Consider the following 13,763-nt stretch of genomic DNA (forward strand, 5'->3'; position numbering starts at 1 on the left):
GGAAATCGCCCGCAGGGCGATCAGGAATCTCAGAGCTCGACAGGTTTCAGATAAGAACGGCGGACAGACAATCCTCTGTTGCCTCGCTACGCTCGGTTCGCACCTGCAAGAGGTGCTCCTACATTCAATCGCGCCGCCAGCGACGCTCCTACAGCCTTTGGCGAGGGTGCGGCACTGTTAATGTGCAGTTTTTCCCGCGTTACAGCTAGAGGCTCTTAGCTAGCTGCTGCTTCTCAAATTACTGCCGCGCCGCTGAGCCAACCACTGTGGGTCTTGCCCGGCAGGTTTTCGCCGGCTTCGGCGATGGCTCCCTTGCCGATGCCTTCAAAGGCGCGCACGCGGAAGTGCTTGCCGGGGGCTTCGGTGGCCAGTTGCTCGGCGATGTGGGCAGCCAGTTGCTCCACAGTGGTGTCGGTGTCCACCAGGTAGCAGTGGTCTTCAGGGATCACCAACTCGAAGTGGCCCTGGGGGGCGTCGTAACGAAAGCGGTGGTGGGGGATCTCTTCGATGTAGTAGGTCCCTTCCAGGTCCTCTTCGGTGCCCAGGTAGATATCTTCCCAGCGATCCGCCCAGAGTTTCTCCCAATAGCGGCTGCGCCGGCCGTTTTCGAAGATGTGGATGCCGGAGCGGTGGCCGTGGGCAATGCGCTGGCAATTGCCGTCGTGTTTCTTCAGACCGTGGGAATAGTGATAGAAAGGCGCGGTGCCGGTATCTTCCTCTCGCAGCACGATGCGTACCTCGGCCACATTGTCCGGCACCACCTGTTGTACCAGCTCCATCAGGAACAGGGTCAGGTTGGCCTTGGAAATTTCCGGGCCGTTCATCAGCAGCAGGCTTTCGCTGGGCGCCACCATGCGGATGGTGCCACCCCGGTACAGCCATTCCAGGCTGATGTTGTTGTCCCGCTCGCTCACTGTGGCGTGCTCGCTGTCCACCGGCACCAGTAGCCGGTGGTCCACGCTATCGTCGATGATCTGCTTGATGCGCTTCTTGATATGACCGAAGTCGAACACCATGCCCTGATGGTCCAGGTCGCCGGTCAGTTCCAGATCGACCAGCCAGGACTCACCGACCATGCCGCGTTTGGGGTGCAGGTAGGAGAAATCGGCGACGGTTAAATTTTCGACAAAAAGTGTGGCCATGCGGTTCCGGTGGAATAAAGTTGGGTTTCGACAGAGTGCTATAATGCCATTATTCTGGACTGCCGCTAAGGTGCACGTCACCCGCAGCGAACATTTTACGAGCAGTTAGCGTGCGAGCTGTGAACCGGGCCACACCCTTGCGCCCGATAAGCCGCTCGTTTCTGCCTATCCGGAGCGTTCCCACCATGGCTGAAACCCTTTTCTCCAAGATCATAGACCGGGAGATCCCTGCCGATATCATTTTCGAAGACGACCAGTGTCTGGCCTTTCGGGATATCAATCCCCAGGCGCCCACCCATTTCCTGGTGATCCCCAAGAAGCCGATTGCCAAGCTGTCCGATGCCGAAGAGGCGGATCAGGCCCTGCTCGGGCACCTGTTGCTGGTGGCCAGCCGGGTGGCTGAGCAGGAAGGGCTGGCGGATTTCCGCCTCAACGTGAACAACGGGGCCGGTGCCAGCCAGACTGTGTTCCATCTGCATGTGCACGTGCTGGGTGGTCGCCCGTTCAGCTGGCCGCCAGGTTGAACATGACTCGCCGCTGGCTGGCCCCGGTTACCTTGTCCGGCACCCGGGTGGTGCTCGAACCGTTGGCTGAGGCGCATGTGGCCGGGTTGGCCCGGGCCTGTGATGACGGCGAGCTGTGGCGTCACTGGTACACCCTGGTGGCGAAGCCGGACGCCATGGATGCCTATGTGGAGCAGGCGCTGCGCCAGCAGCAGGAAGAAGGGGCGTTACCCTTTGCGGTGCGCCACGCGGTCAGTGGTGAGCTGATCGGCTGCACCCGTTTCTTTCGGGTGGATGAGGACAACCGGCGCCTGGAGCTGGGCCACACCTGGTATGCACAAAGTCACCAACGCTCCGGAATCAATAGCGAATGCAAGTTGCTGTTGCTGGGGCATGCCTTTGACGACCGCGATGCCATCGCGGTGGAGCTGCGCACCCACTGGCACAACCGCCAGTCGCGTCAGGCCATCGCCCGGCTCGGTGCCAAGCAGGACGGTGTGCTGCGCAACCATACCGTAAGCCCCGGCGGGATTTACCGGGACACGGTAGTGTTTTCCATCATCAACCAGGAATGGCCGGCGGTGCGGCAAAATCTGCATTATCTGCTGGAGCGTGGTGGCGGATGAACTACTTTGCCCACCTGACCCTGGCGCAACCCACTGCGGCGTCCAAGGTGGGCAATCTGTTGGGTGATTTCATGCGCGGGGTGGACGAAGCCTCGCTGCCGCTCCCCGTGCGGTTGGGATTACGCAACCACCGCCTGGTTGACCGTTTTACCGACATGCACCCCCGGGTGCGCGAGAGTCGATGGCTGTTCTCGCCGCAACGCCGCCGGTTTGCCGGGGTCGCGCTGGATGTGCTGTTTGATCATTTTCTGATTCGTCATTGGTCGCGTTTCTATACGCAATCGCTGGATTCTGTCATTACCCGCGATTATGCCCTGTTGCGGCAAGGCGAAATCCTCATGCCCGCACCCATGCGTCGTACCACTGAGCGTCTGGTAAGCCTGGATATTTTTCGTCGCTATCAGGATCTGGATCAATTGGCGGAGGTGCTGGACCGCATTGCCGGGAGAATCCGTTTTGCCAATCGGTTTGAGGGCAGCATCGAGGATATTCGTGTGCATTATGATGAGCTGGAGCAGGTGTTTTTGGCCGTTTACCCGCAACTGCGACGTGTGGTTCGCGGTGCCAGTGTGGAGCGAGGGCGATAAAATCAATGTCGCGCCGATAGCTGGTACTTGTCCAGCATACGATACAGGCTGGAGCGGCTGATACCGAGAATCTGAGCGGCTTGCTGCACATCACCGCAGCATGTCTGCAAGCAATGCTGCAGGTGGAGCTTCTCTTGTTGTTCCCGAAACTCGCGTAAGGTGCAGCATGCCTGGGCCGTTGATGGCCGGGCAGCCAGGCCAAGATGCGTGGCATCAAGCCTGCCGCTATGACTGAGTACTGCTGCCCGCCACAGACAATTGCGCAGTTCCCGTACATTCCCCGGAAAATCATGGCTCTTGAGCGCTTTTATGGCCTCCTCGTTGAGCGGATGCTGGCCGGGCAGCTGTGACAGCAGGGCGTTGGCCAGCTCAGGAATGTCGTCACGATGTTCCCTTAAGGGCGGAAGCGATTGGCACAGCACATTGATCCGGTGATAGAGATCCAGCCGAAACCGGCCTCGATCCACATCATCGGCAAGAGGCCGGTTGCTGGCGCAGATGATTCGGGCCGAGGAGTGATATTCCCGGTTACTGCCCAGCGGAGAATAGTGGCCGGATTCCAGGAAGCGCAGCAATGTGGTCTGGCTGGATGCATCCATATCGCCGATCTCATCCAGAAACAACGTGCCATTGGCGGCGTCATGGACTCGGCCTCGTCTTGCCTGGGTCGCCCCGGTGTAGGCACCTTTTTCGTAGCCAAACAACTCGGCCACGAACAGGCTGTCGGGGATGGCCGCGCAGTTCACGGCAATGAAAGGTTCGCGGTGCCGGCTGGAAGCCTGGTGAATCATGCGGGCGGCACATTCCTTACCGGTGCCACTTTCTCCTTGTAGCAGAACTGGCAGGTCGGATTGGGCGAAGCGACTGAGGCGTTGTCGTACTTGCTCCATCTGGGCAGATTGCCCCAGCAGCAGAGGTTGTTCGGCGCAGGCACCGGTGTGGTTGAGAGCGCTCATGCCCAGTGCATGCCCCAGCGTGTTGCGCAGGTGAGTCAGGTTGCAGGGCCAGGTGAAATAATCCCGAAAGCCGTTTGCCACCAGGTGCTGCATGCTTTTGCAGCGCATGGCGCTGTTATCTGTGATTGCCAGGTAGTGACCACGCTTGAGCTGGCCGAGAAAGGGCTCCAGTTTTTCCAGCTGTTCTGTCGTTCGTAGTTCCAGAATACCCACTGCGGGCCATGCCTGAGGCTTCAGGCTGGTCAGGGGTTGCTGCACCAAATGCCAGCCTTGCTGGTGCAGGTGTCGGGCCAGGGGAGATAGCGTCTGACTGTCCCAGGCAAACAAGGCCTTGCGGACCAGGGCGTTCATGGTGCTGTCCCGGTTTTGCGACTCCCTTCGCGTTATTGGGAATGGGCGTCGCGTCCTGCGCGTTCGCTAACCTCCTGTTTCAGCCCTCCATCACCAAGATTTACACCATCGGTTGCCTGCTTATATCCGGGCTTTGCAACAAAACGTTGTTGGCATGTAACGCCGGCAAACGGGTTGCGCCCGCAACATCGCAGGGTAATGGCAGGAGGGGGAAGCAACTATCTGAAATTGTTGGCTTTGTTTTTTGTCGTCAAAGGCATGGCCGTATTGGCGTCCCGAAATTGGGAAAAAATACGGCAAAAACATAAACGTCTTTTCCCAAGTCTTTCAAAAACAACCAATAAAAATCTGGCCCGATTTTTTCAATGTTGCCTCTGGTATACGCGTATTCATCTGGAGGACGGTCTCATGAAACGATTAGCAGTCTGGCAGCGCTGTTGCTGCTTTCTGGTAGCATTTTTGCTGGGGGTGACGTCCCCGGCGATTGCCAGCAACTTTATCGAAATGGACGGTAATGCAATTGATAATGCCGACCAGGATTGGCAAACCTTTCATAATGGCAATGACGATGGCTCGGCGGCATTCAGCGGTATTGTTGCTGACCCGGCGCCCTTGAGTATTTTCACCGGTGGTGGTTCCAAGGATATTAACGATATTCCCGACTGGAAATACCGGGACGGGTCGGTACCGGACAAGAACGACCTTACCAATGGTTATGCGGCCGGCAAACTGATCGATGGTGACCTGATACTGCATTTCGGTGCAGACCGGTACGCCAATAATGGTGACGCCATCATCGGCTTCTGGTTCTTCCAGGATCAGGTCGGGCTCGGTGAACGTGGCGCTTTCATTGGCGAACACCAGGAAGGGGATATTTTCGTGGTGATGGAATTTCCCCAGGGCAATACCAGTGCCCCTTATGTACAGGTGATGCAGTGGGTGAACAGTGGCGGTGACATCAGCAGCAATCTGCTGGAGTTATTCTCCACCGGAGACCCGAAAGATGCGGGATACATTGGCGCCTTGTGCGGCGGTAGTAATGACGATGTCGCCTGTGCCATCACCAATGACATGTCGGAAGCCAGCCCCTGGCCTTATCTGTCCAAGACCGGGGCCACGGATTTCCCACCGGAATCGTTTTTTGAGGGCTTCCTGAATGTCAGTGCTGCGCTGGAACTGGCTGGCCAGTCTTCCGCCACACCGTGCTTTTCCTCATTCATGGTCGAGACCCGGTCCTCCCGGTCCGAGACGGCGCAGTTGAAAGACTTTGTGCTGGGTCGATTCCCGTTGTGTGGCATCGAGGTCAGCAAGACCTGTGATGTGACCCGCCTGGCCACTGTCAATGATGATACTGATCGGACCTATGTGGTGGACTTCGAAGGTCTGGTGACCAACAGCGGAGCAGGTACCTTCCCGGCCGGGGAGACCCTGACGGTGGTGGATGATGCCGGCACTCCGGATGACACCAGCGATGATGTGACGTTGACGCAGACATTGTTGACGGCGTTTGCGCCGGGCGAGACCTTGCCCTTCAGCGGCAGTTTCTTCAGCAACGAAAACCCGCCAACCAATACCGTCGATGCCTCTCTCACCTTTGGTGCCGCCACGGTCTCTGCAGACCCGTACTCCATCCAGTGTCAGTCCTTGCCGTTGACGCCGGGGCTTTGGGTCGACAAGGACTGCGCTTCCGGTCTGGTGGCCGAGAGCGGTCAGGTGGTGCTGGAAGTGGATTACGACATCGCGGTGTGCAATACCGGCGAGGTGCCGCTGAGCGTGGAGCTGGATGATCCCACGGCCAACTACATGAATACGGTCCTGCTGGATGCCGGTACCCTTTGTGAGACTGATGCAGATTGCGGTGAAGGTGTGGTTTGCCGTGGTGTCGGCATGGGTGAAGGCGATACCGTGGTGAAAGGGGTGTGTGATGCCACCGGTGACATTCTTGGCAGTGATGTCTGCTTTGATGTCAGTGGTGATTACCAGCCGAGCACGGTGCCTTCCGGTGATCGCTACCAGTCCAGCAATACGGTCACTGCCACGGGCAGCAACAGCGAGATTCTGGATGAGGACATCGAAGCCAGCGCCTCTGACCAGTGCAACCTGTGCCCGGGAGGTTAATGAAAATCTGCTTTGTGTGAGGTGAACCTTCAGGGGCCCGTTGGGGGCCCCTTTTTTATGGCGTTGAAATTACAGCGTAGGCAGATCCAGCTCCGCCATGGTGTCGTAATACAGCTCTTCCGCCAGCTTTGCATTGCGTGCCCGTGGCGAGCGCAGTGCTGGTTTGTGATTGGCGAAGTATTCGCCGGTAACCTCGGCGTACTGCGGATCCAGGGCCAGACTGACGGGCAGGGTGGCGGCTTTTTCCGGGGTGGTGAGGGTCGGGCGAATCAGGGCCATGGCGGCCTTGGGGACATGTCGGAAAATGGGCGTGTCCACGCCTCCCGGGTGCAAGGCGTTGCTGGTAATGCCGAGTTCCCGCAGGTGCTCGGCGAGCACATTGCTGAACAGGATGTTGCCCAGCTTGGATTGACCATAGGCATCCATGACCAGATAGGGCTTGCGGCCGCGCCAGGTCTTCTTGTTGATACGCCCCAGCCAGTGCGCCACGGACGCCACATGTAGAATGCGTGGCTGATTGCCTTTCTTCAGCAGCGGCAGCATCAGGTGGGTGAATAGCACCGGGGCCAGGTAATTCACCCCAAACTGCATTTCGTAGCCGTCGCGGGTAAATTCCTGCTGGGTCGGCACCACGCCGGCGTTGTTGATCAGCACGTCCAGTTCACCCAGCTCCCGGTAGATGATGGCCGCGTTGTCGCGCACATTTTCCAGGTCGGAAAGATCCAGCGGGAACAGACGGACTTTGGCATTAGGGTGACGATTCTTGATACGGGCAATGGCAGCCTGCCCCTTGGTCTGGTCGCGACAGGCAAGCGAGACCTCCGCGCCGTGGCCAGCCAGTTGCTCGGCGGTACAGTAGCCGATGCCGGAATTTCCGCCGGTAATCAGAACACGCTTGCTCATGGTTTGCTCCGCTGTGGTTTGCGCCAGCTTACCAGCATGGCTGTGTCCTGTGAGGCCAATCTCAGGGGGACGTACGGGCGATCCAGTCGAGAATATGGTCGGCGACGGTTTGCCGTTGCGGCCCCTGCAGTAGCAGGTGCGGGCCCTGGGGATAGAAGCGGTACTCGCCCCGGTCTGCAAGGTGGTCGCGCAGATGGTTGATGCCGGCTTCCGGCACGGAGTTGTCCTTGCCGCCATAGAGCAGCAGCGACGGTGTCTGGAGTGATGGCGCCTGGTCGCTGGCACTGTCGGCCAGCTGGATCAATCCCCAGTAGGCATCCATACGGACGTCGCGTATCACTCGAGGGTCGTTGGCCAGTCTCTGGGCGCTGTCAGCCGCCAGGTTCGGGTCATCGGGTTCGCGGTTTACCGTCAGCTGGTATCCGGGCGCCAGAAAGGCGGCGCCGGCAATGGCGGCATTCCAGCCATAGCGCAGGCGGATGCCCTCGCGCACGGCCGGTCCGGCGAGCACGATGCCGGCTACTTTATCAGGGACTTGAAGCGCTGCCAGGATAGCCACAGCGCCTCCCAGGCTTTCGCCTACCAGGAACACCGGGCGCTGATAGCGTTCATAGAGTTGCTCGATCTGATAGGCCGCTTCTGACACCAGCTGGTCTTCCCCGGCCCACTGCCCTTGCTGGGTACGTTCGCCGAATCCGGCCTGGTCATAGCTGACCAGCAGGTGTCCGTTGTCGGCAAAGTAGGGGCCCAGCGCGTCGAAGGCGGCGCCGAAGTCGCCAAAGCTGTGCAGTCCAAGGACCACCGCATCGGGATTGCCGGCGGGTTGCCAGTGGCGCAGGGTGTCGGTGAGGGCTGCGGGCGCACCCGTATCCTCCGCCCTCTTGTCGGAAACCAGGTTGCAGGCCGACAGCAGACCGTGAAGCATAATAAGAGTGACCAGACGGAGAATCATGCCATGAGCCTAGCACTCAGCCCGCAACGGCGGGTGAATGCCGCCACGTTTACCCTGGTACTGGTGGCGTTGACCTGGCTGGTGGCGCGGTGCGAGGCGGATCAGCGCAAGCCAGCCGCGCCGGTGCAGAATACGGTGACCATGACGGTCACTGCCACGGCCTACAATTCCCTGCATGGCCAGGGGGCGGGAGCGGACCATGCCCTGGCCGCCTGGGGCGATCGCCTCACACCGGGGATGAAGTCCATTGCGGTATCGCGGGATCTGATTCCCATGGGGCTGGGGCATAACGCGGAACTACAGATCGAGGGCCTGCCCGGAACCTGGGTGGTGAAGGACAAGATGCACTGGCGCTGGAAAAAGAAGATCGATATCTATATGGGTGAGGATGTGCAGGCGGCCCGCAAATGGGGGCGGAGGAAGGTGAAGATTACTTTTGTGCCAGGAGAGTGAGCCGCAAGCTTCAAGCTGCAACACGGCATAATCTTTTCTTGGTTTTTTAAAGCATAGGGGCCGCGCCCAGAGTTTGGGCGCGGCCCCTATGCTTCCAATACACAAAATCTTTTCCGCCGTGTTGCAGCTTGAAGCTTGAAGCTTGCAACTGCGTCAATCCCGACTCAGAAAGCGCATCAACAACCGGGTCGATGCACTGGGCAGGGCCTTGTCGAGGAGCTTGATCAATTTAAAGGTGAGGCCCACCGGGTTGTGTACCGGGACGTTTTCATTGGCGGCCTGCCAGACCGTGTTGGCCACATCGTCGGCATCCAGGTTGACGCCCATGCGGTCAACTACCGGCGCCCGGAAGCTGGCCTTTTCCACCATGGGGGTCTTCACGAATGGCGGCATGATATCTACCACGCGAATCCCCTGGCGGCCCCATTCGATATTCAGCGACTCGGTGAGCGAGCGCACCGCGAACTTGCTGGCGGAATAGGATGCCAGGTGTGGCACCCCGTAGAGGGCCGAGGCGGAACTCATGTTGATCACCGCAGCGGCCTTGCTTTCCTGCAGGAAGGGGTGAGCGGCCAGGCTCATGTTGATCAGGCCGGTCACGTTGATGTCGATGATCTGCTTGTGCTGTTGCGCGCTGATGGACTCAAAGGGGCCCATGCGCAGAATACCGGCACAGTTGAACAGCACATCGATGCCACCGTCTTCGGCAAACTCCCGGCAGGCATGCTCACAGGCAATGCTGTCGGTCACATCCAGAGGCCGGTACCAGCTGTTGTCCAGCTCTCTCGCCAGCCGCGCCAGGGCGGTTTCATTGACGTCGGTCAGGCCCACCCGCCAGCCCTTCTCGTGGAAGCGTTTGGCGGTGGCCAGGCCGATGCCGCTGGCGGCGCCAGTGATCAGGATGCGTTTCATGCAGCGGGCTTCCAGTGTTGGTGGATAAAGCGGGCGCAGGTCATCAGCGCCTGATCCGCATCGGCCAGGACGCCAGCGTGGAGCTGGAAATCATGCCAGCGTTGTGGGTGGACCTGAAGACGAGCCGGGGTGCCGGCGTCGTTCAGGGCGGCGCACAGGCGATGGCTGTCGTTGAGAAGGATCTCGTCGCTGCCGGCCTGGATCAGTACCGGGGGCAGCCCGGTCAGGTCGCCATTGAGGGGGGAGCAGGCCGGCCGAGTGGGATCTGCGCCGCCGTAGGCGTCAGCGGCGCTGGCCAGCCAGGCTGGGCTGAGCATGATGTCCCGGTCGGTGTCGAACAGGTCGTTGAGGCTCAGGTCCACCCAGGGCGAAATCAGGATGGTGCTGCAGGGCAAGGCGGTTTTTTTCGCCTTCAGTGCTTGCAGGGTTGCCAGAGCGAGGCCGCCGCCGGCGGAATCACCGGCAATCACCAGAGTGGCAGGGTCCACCCCTTCTGCCAGCAGGGCATCGTACACGGCCACGGCATCCTCGATGGCGGCGGGGCAGGCATGCTCCGGTGCCAGCCGGTAGTCCGGAACCACTACGCGGGCATTGGCGAATTTCGCCAGGTGAGAGGTAACGGACCGGTGACTTTCCGGGCTGCCGGCCACATAGCCACCGCCGTGCAGGTAGAGCACGGTGCCCTGGGCATTCAATGGCGCATAGTGGCGACAAGGCACGTCGCCCAGCGGCGCGTCATGGCTGGGCACATCTCGGGCGACCAGAGTGGTCTTGGCCATGATGTCCATCCAGCGGCGCTGGGTCTTGACGCTGAAGCGCGGGTTGGCCACCGGTTTGAACAGCATGGCCAGGGACTGGCGCAGGGCGCCGGCCAGCAATTGCTGGGTGCCGGACTGGGCCCGGCTGATTCGATCAACGAAGGAGGTCATAGTCACTCAGGTCCAGGGTCCGTGTCTGGCGGCGGTAGTCGAAGGTAAAGCCGGGCCAGTTGTTGGTGTTTTTGCCGCTTTCGGTCTTGTACCAGCTGTGGCAGCCCTTGTCCCAGACGGTATTGCTGATCTTGTCCTGCACCGTCTTGTTGAATTCGTCCTGTACCCGGTCACGCACTTCCAGTGCCTTGATGTCCTGTTCGTCCATCTGCGCCACACATTGCAGGATGTAATGAATCTGGCTTTCCAGCATGTAGATGATGGAGTTGTGGCCCAGGTTGGTGTTGGGGCCATAGAGCATGAACAGGTTGGGAAAGCCGCGCACGGTGATCCCCAGGTAGGCCTCGGCGCCGTCTTTCCATACTGCATTCAGGTCGGCCCCGTCACGGCCGGTAATGGTCATGGGGGTGAGGAAGTCGGTGGCCTTGAAGCCGGTGCCGTAGATGATCACATCGGCGTCGTGGTGGGTGCCGGTGCTGTCGGTCAGGCCGCTCTGGTCCACCGAGCTGATTCCGTGGTTGATCACTTCCACATGCTCCTGGGCCAGGGCCGGGTAATAATCGTTGGACATCAGAATGCGCTTGCAGCCCATGGGGTAATCCGGGGTCAGCTTCTCGCGCAGGGCGGGATCCTTGATCTGTTGCTTCAGGTGGCGGCGGAATAGCCACTCATACACCTTCATGGCTTTCTGGAAGGTGGTGAAGCCCAGAGCGCGGGATTCATTGGTGGCATAGATGCGCAGCCGGTCCAGGGTCTGGGTAATGGGGGCCTTGCTCAGCACCTGGTGTTCCAGTTTGCTGTAGGCGCGATCCGGTTTGGCAATCACATGGGCAGCGGAGCGCTGGAACAGCTTTACCTTGCCGGCCACCTTGGCCACTTCCGGCACGAACTGGATGGCGCTGGCGCCGGTGCCCACCACGGCCACGGTTTTACCCGTCAGGTCCACGTCGTGGTCCCAGCGGGCGCTGTGGAAGTGCGCCCCAGCGAAATCCTCGATACCGGATAGTGGCGGGTAAGCGGGCTGGTTGAGCTGGCCGGTGGCGGTGATCAGCACCCGGGTGGTCAGGGTATCGCCGTTGGTGAGCGTCAGTTCCCAGATGCCGTTGTCATCCTGGTAGCGTGCTTCGGCCACTTCGGTGTTGAAGCGGATGTGCCGATACAAGTCGTACTTGCGCGCGCAGTATTGCTGGTAGGAAAAGATTTCCTGCTGCGGCGCGAAGCGGCGGCTCCATGGGTAATGGCGCTCGAAGGAAAAGGAATACAGGTGCGAAGGTACATCGCAGGCGGCGCCCGGGTAGGTATTGTCACGCCAGCAGCCACCCACATCGTGGCCCTTCTCAATCATCAAAATATTCTCTTCGCCCTGGGCTTTCAGGCGGATGGCCATACCGAGTCCGCCGAAGCCGGCACCGATAATCACCACGTTGTGGGTTACTTGCATGGTAAACATCCCAGTAATCTTTTATTGATGGTTACTCTAACGGGGCGGATACGTCTTGTTTATGGCATTCTGGGACAGAAAATTGTGGGAAACGGACATTTCATGGATGTACGCCGAGCTATCACCAGTGTGCGTCTGCAGGTGGCCTACGCCGCCGAGCATGGGCTGGCCACCGAAGCCTGTCTGGCGGGCAGTGACATCGACCCAGCCATGCTGCACCGGCCGGAAGCGACCATCGAGCGGGCCCAGGAGCGCCGGGTGGTGGAGAACCTCTGTGCGCAGCTGGACGATCCGGTCAGACATGGCCTGGCCATGGGGCAGCGTTACCACCTGAGCAGTTACGGGGTGTGGGGCTTTGCCCTGCTCAGCAGCCCTACCTTCCGGCAGGCGGTGGAGCTGGGAGTGCGCTATCTGGATCTGACTTTTGCCTTCCTGGATATCCGTCTTGAGGAGGAGCGGGGGGAGGCGGTGCTGATGCTGGACGACAGCGGGCTGCCGGAAACCATTCGCCCCTACCTGCTGGCTCGGGATGCCAGCGCGGTGATGATGGTCCAGGAAGAATTGTTCGCCAGCCGTATTCCGCTGTCCTCCCTGGTGCTGCGCTTGCCCGAGCAGGACCCGGGGCCGTTTACCGCTATCTTCGGGTTGCCGCCCTGTTTCGATCAGTCGCACAACCAGGCCCGGTTTGTGGCAGGTCTGCTGGATATGCCTTTGCCGCAAGCTAACCCGGTCACCGCCCGACTCTGCGAAGAGCAGTGTCAGCAACTACTGGTGCAGCGCTATCGACAGGGTGGGGTGGCGTTGCAGGTTCGTCGGCGCCTGCTCAGTCAACCGGGCAGCTTTCCTGATATGGAGGCCATGGCCTCAGAGCTGGGTGTGACCAGTCGCACACTGCGTCGGCAGCTGCGCACTGAGGGCACCGGTTACCGGGAGCTGTTGGATGAAGTGCGACGGATGCTGGCGGAACAGTGGTTACTCCTGGGGGGGCTGGGCATGGAAGAGATCAGCGATCGGCTGGGATTTTCCGAGCTGTCCAACTTCAACCATGCTTTCCGCCGCTGGACCGGCCAGACTCCAGCCCGGTTTCGGCGCGAGCGTCAGGGGAAGTGATTTTTACCACAGAGGGCACAGAGGACACTGAGGGAAAAATCGGTTTGGGTTGGGAACTATCAAGCAAACGAGAAGCTGTCTGGTTAACCACTAAGGGCACAGGCAACACCACTGTTCTATCTCGGTGTTCTCTGTGCCCTCTGTGGTAAAACAATGCTTTTCAAAGAAGGGTCAAGGCATCGCCGGCAGTTTCATTTCGCCTTCCTTGTCGAAGGACAGGGGCAAGGGCACCCCGGCGACTCTGGCTTTGCCGACCAGGCGATACTGCAGCGGCTTGTCCTGTTGCTGCTGGATTTTCTGCAACTGCTTGAGGCTGCTCAGCAGGCTGGTGGTAATAGTGGTGGTTACCTGGGCGTCGCCCATGGCGGGCAGGGTGACGCTGTCGCCGGTGAGGCCGCGGGCGAATTTCTCGCCGTTGATGAAGATCTCGTAGTCCAGACTTTTGAGGGTCAGGTCCCGGTCATTGGGGTTGCGGGCACGCAGGGTCAGCCCCCATTCCTGTTCGAACAGACTGATACTGTTGAGAGCAATGCTGGAGACGCTGACTTCCGGTGCTTCCAGCGATCCCAGGCGTTGACAGCCCGCCAGCATGATGGCGGCGGTGATCAGCCATAGCGAAAGTACTTGTTTCATTCCTGAACTCCTTGGCATTGGCTCTATTAGAGGCAAGCATAGCGGGAAAGTTGCATGAATGAAGGGGGAGATGATTCGTCGCGGGGATCAAGCGGGATAGGTGCATGCCGAACGGCCCGATCTCCCGCCACGCCACCGCGCCCCTGA

At 59.9% G+C, this 13,763-nt stretch carries 14 protein-coding genes; 6 read left to right on the forward strand and 8 right to left on the reverse strand.

Annotated elements, in window-relative coordinates:
• Window positions 1-233 precede the first annotated feature (233 nt).
• Window positions 234-1,142, reverse strand: coding sequence for a 6-carboxytetrahydropterin synthase (locus HUJ17_RS02000; protein WP_290509116.1), 909 nt, complete (start codon window positions 1,140-1,142; stop codon window positions 234-236).
• A gap of 185 nt (window positions 1,143-1,327) precedes the next feature.
• Between HUJ17_RS02000 and HUJ17_RS02005 the strand changes: the two genes are divergently transcribed.
• From HUJ17_RS02005 to HUJ17_RS02015, 3 genes are read left to right on the forward strand one after another with little or no spacing between them, the layout of a single operon-like run.
• Window positions 1,328-1,666: a histidine triad nucleotide-binding protein gene (locus HUJ17_RS02005; RefSeq protein ID WP_290509117.1), complete on the forward strand. Its 339-nt coding sequence runs from the start codon at window positions 1,328-1,330 to the stop codon at window positions 1,664-1,666.
• Window positions 1,667-1,668: 2 nt separating this feature from the next.
• Window positions 1,669-2,271 carry a GNAT family protein gene (locus HUJ17_RS02010; protein WP_290509118.1) on the forward strand — a complete coding sequence of 201 codons (603 nt, stop codon included), beginning with the start codon at window positions 1,669-1,671 and terminating at the stop codon, window positions 2,269-2,271.
• Entirely contained in the window at window positions 2,268-2,858 is a 591-nt protein-coding gene (locus HUJ17_RS02015) for an ACP phosphodiesterase (RefSeq protein ID WP_290509119.1), read from the forward strand. Before HUJ17_RS02010 ends, HUJ17_RS02015 begins: the two co-directional genes overlap by 4 nt.
• A 2-nt stretch (window positions 2,859-2,860) precedes the next feature.
• On the opposite strand, the gene HUJ17_RS02020 is transcribed toward HUJ17_RS02015, so the two are convergent.
• A complete protein-coding gene (locus tag HUJ17_RS02020) occupies window positions 2,861-4,165 on the reverse strand; it encodes a sigma-54 dependent transcriptional regulator (RefSeq protein WP_290509120.1) in 1,305 nt (434 codons plus the stop codon).
• A 408-nt stretch (window positions 4,166-4,573) separates the two neighbouring features.
• On the opposite strand from HUJ17_RS02020, the gene HUJ17_RS02025 reads away from it, so the two are divergent.
• Window positions 4,574-6,283, forward strand: a complete 1,710-nt coding sequence (locus HUJ17_RS02025; protein WP_290509121.1) for a hypothetical protein — start codon at window positions 4,574-4,576, stop codon at window positions 6,281-6,283.
• A gap of 69 nt (window positions 6,284-6,352) precedes the next feature.
• On the opposite strand, the gene HUJ17_RS02030 is transcribed toward HUJ17_RS02025, so the two are convergent.
• Window positions 6,353-7,186 carry an SDR family oxidoreductase gene (locus HUJ17_RS02030; protein WP_290509122.1) on the reverse strand — a complete coding sequence of 278 codons (834 nt, stop codon included), beginning with the start codon at window positions 7,184-7,186 and terminating at the stop codon, window positions 6,353-6,355.
• Window positions 7,187-7,247: 61 nt separating this feature from the next.
• A complete protein-coding gene (locus HUJ17_RS02035) occupies window positions 7,248-8,138 on the reverse strand; it encodes an alpha/beta fold hydrolase (RefSeq protein ID WP_290509123.1) in 891 nt (296 codons plus the stop codon).
• A 3-nt stretch (window positions 8,139-8,141) separates the two neighbouring features.
• On the opposite strand from HUJ17_RS02035, the gene HUJ17_RS02040 reads away from it, so the two are divergent.
• Complete coding sequence (locus tag HUJ17_RS02040) at window positions 8,142-8,591, forward strand: hypothetical protein (RefSeq protein WP_290509124.1); 450 nt, start codon at window positions 8,142-8,144, stop codon at window positions 8,589-8,591.
• A 153-nt stretch (window positions 8,592-8,744) separates the two neighbouring features.
• On the opposite strand, the gene HUJ17_RS02045 is transcribed toward HUJ17_RS02040, so the two are convergent.
• The 3 genes from HUJ17_RS02045 to HUJ17_RS02055 are packed head-to-tail and all read right to left on the reverse strand — an operon-like array spanning window position 8,745 to window position 11,873.
• On the reverse strand, window positions 8,745-9,503 hold the full coding sequence (locus HUJ17_RS02045; protein ID WP_290509125.1) for an SDR family oxidoreductase: 759 nt from the start codon (window positions 9,501-9,503) through the stop codon (window positions 8,745-8,747).
• Window positions 9,500-10,432: an alpha/beta hydrolase gene (locus HUJ17_RS02050; protein ID WP_290509126.1), complete on the reverse strand. Its 933-nt coding sequence runs from the start codon at window positions 10,430-10,432 to the stop codon at window positions 9,500-9,502. The genes HUJ17_RS02045 and HUJ17_RS02050 overlap by 4 nt, the downstream gene beginning before the upstream one ends.
• Window positions 10,416-11,873 carry an NAD(P)/FAD-dependent oxidoreductase gene (locus HUJ17_RS02055; protein WP_290509127.1) on the reverse strand — a complete coding sequence of 486 codons (1,458 nt, stop codon included), beginning with the start codon at window positions 11,871-11,873 and terminating at the stop codon, window positions 10,416-10,418. Before HUJ17_RS02055 ends, HUJ17_RS02050 begins: the two co-directional genes overlap by 17 nt.
• A 102-nt stretch (window positions 11,874-11,975) precedes the next feature.
• Between HUJ17_RS02055 and HUJ17_RS02060 the strand changes: the two genes are divergently transcribed.
• The gene (locus HUJ17_RS02060) at window positions 11,976-12,983 is read left to right on the forward strand and encodes an AraC family transcriptional regulator (RefSeq protein ID WP_290509128.1); all 1,008 of its coding nucleotides are present in this window, start codon (window positions 11,976-11,978) and stop codon (window positions 12,981-12,983) included.
• A 171-nt stretch (window positions 12,984-13,154) separates the two neighbouring features.
• Here HUJ17_RS02060 and HUJ17_RS02065 read toward each other — a convergent pair whose 3' ends face one another.
• Complete coding sequence (locus HUJ17_RS02065) at window positions 13,155-13,616, reverse strand: LEA type 2 family protein (protein ID WP_290509129.1); 462 nt, start codon at window positions 13,614-13,616, stop codon at window positions 13,155-13,157.
• Window positions 13,617-13,763 lie beyond the last annotated feature (147 nt).

Source organism: Alcanivorax sp. (assembly GCF_014762765.1).
Classification (GTDB): Bacteria; Pseudomonadota; Gammaproteobacteria; order Pseudomonadales; family Alcanivoracaceae; genus Alcanivorax.

Coding starts and splice junctions, on each gene's coding strand:
- HUJ17_RS02000 (WP_290509116.1), bottom strand. CDS start 1,142: ATGGCCACACTTTTTGTCGAAAATTTAACCGTCGCCGATTTCTCCTAC.
- HUJ17_RS02005 (WP_290509117.1), top strand. CDS start 1,328: ATGGCTGAAACCCTTTTCTCCAAGATCATAGACCGGGAGATCCCTGCC.
- HUJ17_RS02010 (WP_290509118.1), top strand. CDS start 1,669: ATGACTCGCCGCTGGCTGGCCCCGGTTACCTTGTCCGGCACCCGGGTG.
- HUJ17_RS02015 (WP_290509119.1), top strand. CDS start 2,268: ATGAACTACTTTGCCCACCTGACCCTGGCGCAACCCACTGCGGCGTCC.
- HUJ17_RS02020 (WP_290509120.1), bottom strand. CDS start 4,165: ATGAACGCCCTGGTCCGCAAGGCCTTGTTTGCCTGGGACAGTCAGACG.
- HUJ17_RS02025 (WP_290509121.1), top strand. CDS start 4,574: ATGAAACGATTAGCAGTCTGGCAGCGCTGTTGCTGCTTTCTGGTAGCA.
- HUJ17_RS02030 (WP_290509122.1), bottom strand. CDS start 7,186: ATGAGCAAGCGTGTTCTGATTACCGGCGGAAATTCCGGCATCGGCTAC.
- HUJ17_RS02035 (WP_290509123.1), bottom strand. CDS start 8,138: ATGATTCTCCGTCTGGTCACTCTTATTATGCTTCACGGTCTGCTGTCG.
- HUJ17_RS02040 (WP_290509124.1), top strand. CDS start 8,142: ATGAGCCTAGCACTCAGCCCGCAACGGCGGGTGAATGCCGCCACGTTT.
- HUJ17_RS02045 (WP_290509125.1), bottom strand. CDS start 9,503: ATGAAACGCATCCTGATCACTGGCGCCGCCAGCGGCATCGGCCTGGCC.
- HUJ17_RS02050 (WP_290509126.1), bottom strand. CDS start 10,432: ATGACCTCCTTCGTTGATCGAATCAGCCGGGCCCAGTCCGGCACCCAG.
- HUJ17_RS02055 (WP_290509127.1), bottom strand. CDS start 11,873: ATGCAAGTAACCCACAACGTGGTGATTATCGGTGCCGGCTTCGGCGGA.
- HUJ17_RS02060 (WP_290509128.1), top strand. CDS start 11,976: ATGGATGTACGCCGAGCTATCACCAGTGTGCGTCTGCAGGTGGCCTAC.
- HUJ17_RS02065 (WP_290509129.1), bottom strand. CDS start 13,616: ATGAAACAAGTACTTTCGCTATGGCTGATCACCGCCGCCATCATGCTG.